This window comes from Streptomyces sp., assembly GCF_035563135.1.
Lineage (GTDB): Bacteria > Actinomycetota > Actinomycetes > Streptomycetales > Streptomycetaceae > Streptomyces.
The window spans coordinates 1-4,222 of the sequence record NZ_DATMVN010000077.1 but is presented as its reverse complement, the minus strand read 5'-3'; the positions used below and the strand labels follow the sequence as shown (position 1 = coordinate 4,222).

Here is a 4,222-nt window from a genome sequence, read left to right as displayed (position 1 = left end):
TGCGGGGCGTGCGGTGGGCTGTGACGGCGCAGGTTCCGGTTCCGGCTCCGGTTCGGGTGGCGCGGGCGCGGGCGCGGGCGCGGGTTCGGGTGCGGGCGGCGGGGGAGGAGGTGGCGGTGCAGGTGGGGGAGGCGGCGGTGGTGGGGGAGGCGGCGGGGGTGGTGGAGGTGGCGCCGGTTCGGGCTCGGGCTCGGGCTCAGGTTCGGGCTCAGGTTCGGGTTCGGGTTCGACGATGACCGCACCGCACCACCCCTCGCCCGCCACAGCGACGGACGAGCCGCCGTTCCCCTGCCCGATGGTGGCAACCGCACAGCTGTCGCCGGCCGCCGGCAGCGGGGCGGCGAGCAGCAGGAGCAGGGTGGCGGCCGTCAGCCGCCATATGCGTGATCCGTACACGCCGGGCAGCATGTTCCCTCCAGCCGCCGGACACGCGGTGGGAGGAGTTGATTCGCCTGATGGAGGGATGCCGAACCATCCACGGGTGCGCCTGTCGAAAACTTTTCCGAGTACTTTCCTCGGGCGCAGGGTGACTGTGCGGAGAGCTGGCCGGTGGTGCCCACACAGGGAGCCAAGGCTGTCGCGGGGGCCGATGCTTCGCTGGTCGGCGAGGTCACGAGGCCGGCGGGACGAAGCGGCTGACCGGCGAGGGCCGGCCGGTGTACCGATATGCCGAGGGCTCCGAGCCCGGTGACGCCGACGGGCAGGGGCCCGGTGGGACATGGTCCGCCGCTCCGGCCGGAATGGAAGCGGCGCTGAACGCGGACGGCCCGTCGGCGACAGACATCGCCGGACTTCCGTTCCGCAAGGAAAGCGATTCACCACCTTCAACCGCCCGGCCGGCGTCCAGCAGCAGCCGTCCGGGCGCCGGCCCCTTCACACCTGCTCCGATGACGCGGAGCCGGGGGACACCGACGGCCGAGGTGCCGGGGGAACATGGCGCGCGGCCCCACCCGGACGAAGCCCCGAACAGCACTCGTGACACCCCGGCGGTACCGGTCCGTCGTCGAATGTGCACATGCAGCGACGGATCGGCCGCACATGCCTCCGGTGTGTGACCAATAACGGATCTCTAATTTCCGTTTCCACTCGCTCTCCTGGCGGTCGATCAGTAGCCTCTGGTCAACACTGACCATGAACATGGCCGGACCGCCGTGGCGACTTGTTGGAGACATCGATGGAGCGTCCAGCCTGGGCACCGCAGGGCATTGACATATCAGTGCCGAGCGTGTCTCGCATGTACGACTTCTACCTGGGCGGTTCGCACAATTTCGAGGTGGACAGGGAAGCAGCCCGCAAGGCCATGGAGTTCATGCCGGGACTGCCCAAGGTCATGCAGGCGAACCGTGCCTTCATGCGGCGGGCCGTACGTTTCGCCACCTCTTCGGGCGTCAATCAGTTCCTGGACATAGGATCCGGCATACCGACCTTCGGCAATGTCCACGAAGTCGCCCAGGCGGCCGACCCCGAGGCCCGGATCGCCTATGTCGACCACGACTCCGTCGCGGTCGCACACAGTCAGGCGGTGCTTGAGGACAACGAACGTGCCGTCATCGCCGCCGCGGACCTGCGCAAGCCCCAGGAGATCCTGGCGCACCCGGAGATCAACGGCCTCCTCGACCTGGACAAGCCGGTGGCGCTCCTCCTGGTGGCGGTACTCCACTTCCTGGAGGACGCGGACGACCCGTACGCGGCGGTCGCCGAGCTCCGCGACGCCCTGGCTCCGGGCAGCCTGCTGGTCCTGACCCATGCCGCGTACGAGGGGATTCCGCTCAGCCAGGAGGAAGCGGGTGGAACGGTCGATGTCTACCGCACCATCCGCAATCCGCTGATCATGCGCTCGCGCACGGAGATCAGCCGCTTCTTCGAGGGATACGAGATGATCGAGCCCGGGCTCGTCGCCATGCCCGAGTGGCGCCCCGAGTCCCCCGAGACGCTCGCGCAGGAAGACCCGTTCACCTATTCGGGCTTCGCCGGGGTTGGACGCAAGGCGTGAGCATTCCCGCCCAGCCGTCCGGCGCGCCGGACGCGGAACCCGACGGCCCGGAAGGCCGGCTCCGGAGATTCGCCACCATCTGGAGCAGGGCGATCTTTCCGTCCACGGCCACCTCCATGACCCGTCCGGAGTTCGAGAAGCACCTGCTGCCACTCGCCCGGGAGCTCAACGACATCCTCCACACACGGGTCTTCGACGCGGCGCCCGCGCACCGTGTCGGAGCCGCACTCGTCGACGCGCACTGCACGGACCCCGACGCCCTGAGCTCCACACTGGGCGTCGTCGACTCCTACCTGGTCCTCTACTGCGGTGGCAACGGGCCGGTGGAGCTGTCCACCGAGGACAGCCGGGCCCGCTGCGCGCGGATCCAGCACGCGCTCGCCGGCGGGTTCAGCCAGGCGCTGCGTGAGCGCACACTCGCCGAGCAGGAGGCGATCGCCCGCTCGGCCCTCACCGCCCGCTCGCACGCCGAGCAGGCGCTGCACGCGACCGAGGCGCGCTTTCGCGCCGTCTTCAAGGACGCCGCCGTGGGGATCGGCATCGCCGACCTCGACGGGAACGTCCTGGAGATCAACGACACCCTCACCCGGATGTTCGGCGGGCTGGAGCACCACGTCCGCAGCCGCAAGGTGAATGAGTGGGTGCACCCCGAGGACTCGCCGTACGTATGGAAGTACTACGAAGAGCTGGTGCGTGGCGAGCGCGAGCACTACAGCGTGGAGAAGCCCTACTACCGCAACGACGGCACCGTGCTGTGGACCAACCTCACCGTCTCGCTGCTGCGGGACCCGGAGGGGCGGCCGGAGTACCAGCTGGCCCTCCTGGAGGACACCACCGAGCGGCGGCTGCTCAATCTGCGGCTGCGCTACGAGGCCACCCACGACGCGCTCACCGGCCTGCCCAACCGGACGCTGTTCTTCGAGCGTCTGGAGAAGGCTCTCGCACCCAGGGAGGGCATGCGCTTCGGCCTCTGCTATCTCGACCTGGACGGCTTCAAGGCGATCAACGACAGCCTGGGCCACGCGGCGGGGGACCGGCTCCTGGTCGAGGTCGCCGACCGGCTGCAGAGCTGTGCGACCGCCCCCGGCGAAATGGTCGCGAGGCTCGGCGGTGACGAGTTCGTGGCCCTCACGACCGGGCCGCGTACCCAGGACGAGGTCCACGAGCTGGCGGGGCGCATCCTCTCGGCGCTCGCCACGCCCATCCGCCTCGACGGCCGGGAGCTGACCGTACGCGGGTCCATCGGCCTCGTCGAAGGCCCGTCGGGCGAACGCACCGCGGCCGAGGTGCTGCGCAGCGCCGACATCACGATGTACCGGGCCAAGGCGGCGGGCGGGAACCGCTTCGCTCTCGCCGACGCCGAGGCCGACGCCCGCGCCATCACCCGGCACGGACTGACCACGGCGCTGCCGACGGCGCTGGACCGCGGCGAGTTCTTCATCGAGTACCAGCCGCTGGTGCACCTCGGGGACGGCAGCGTGCACGGCGCCGAGGCGCTGGTGCGCTGGTGCCACCCGCAGCACGGTGTGCTCGGCCCGGACCGGTTCATCCCGCTCGCCGAGCACACCGGGCTGATCGTTCCGCTCGGCCGCTGGGTCCTGGAGGAGTCCGTCCGTCAGGCGAACTTCTGGCAGGAACGTCACACCGACGGCGGCCCCCTGCGGATCAACGTCAACCTCTCGCCCACCCAGCTGCACCACCCGAGACTGGTCGCCGAGACCGTCGACGTACTGGAACGTTCCGGTCTGGAGCCCGGTGCCCTCTGCCTGGAGGTCACCGAGTCCGCACTGATCGGCGCGGACGACGACCTGCTCAAGCCGCTGCGTCAGCTGGCGGAGATGGGCGTCGACATCGCGCTGGACGACTTCGGCACCGGTTACTCGAATCTGGCGAACCTGCGGCGGCTGCCGGTGAGCGTGCTCAAGCTGGATCGGTCCTTCACCCAGGGCATGCAGCACCACCCGGCCGATCCGGTCGATCTCAAGATCGTCGAGGGCATCGTCTCGCTGGCCCACAGTCTGGACCTCGCGGTCACGGTGGAGGGGGTCGAGACCGGCGCCCAGGCCGAGCAGCTGCGGCAGCTCGGCTGCGACACCGCTCAGGGGTGGTACTACGCGCGTCCGGGTGCCCCGGACCGGATCCACTCGCTGCTCCTGGCGGACGCGGTCTGAGGGCCGCCCTCAGCCGCCGGCCGGGGCGGGACCGCCGGCGGCCGGGGGGACGACGGGC

At 70.2% G+C, this 4,222-nt stretch carries 3 protein-coding genes; all 3 read left to right on the top strand.

The window, feature by feature from the left end:
- The first annotated feature begins 656 nt into the window (after nucleotides 1-656).
- The 3 genes from VN520_RS39540 (at nucleotide 657) to VN520_RS03345 (ending at nucleotide 4,164) form a co-directional block, all read left to right on the top strand.
- Complete coding sequence (locus VN520_RS39540; protein ID WP_325745316.1) at nucleotides 657-1,055, top strand: hypothetical protein; 399 nt, start codon at nucleotides 657-659, stop codon at nucleotides 1,053-1,055.
- A gap of 119 nt (nucleotides 1,056-1,174) precedes the next feature.
- The gene (locus tag VN520_RS03350; RefSeq protein ID WP_325745315.1) at nucleotides 1,175-1,993 is read left to right on the top strand and encodes an SAM-dependent methyltransferase; all 819 of its coding nucleotides are present in this window, start codon (nucleotides 1,175-1,177) and stop codon (nucleotides 1,991-1,993) included.
- Nucleotides 1,990-4,164, top strand: a complete 2,175-nt coding sequence (locus VN520_RS03345; protein WP_325745314.1) for a putative bifunctional diguanylate cyclase/phosphodiesterase — start codon at nucleotides 1,990-1,992, stop codon at nucleotides 4,162-4,164. Before VN520_RS03350 ends, VN520_RS03345 begins: the two co-directional genes overlap by 4 nt.
- Nucleotides 4,165-4,222: the final 58 nt, after the last annotated feature.

Coding starts and splice junctions, on each gene's coding strand:
- VN520_RS03350 (WP_325745315.1), top strand. CDS start 1,175: ATGGAGCGTCCAGCCTGGGCACCGCAGGGCATTGACATATCAGTGCCG.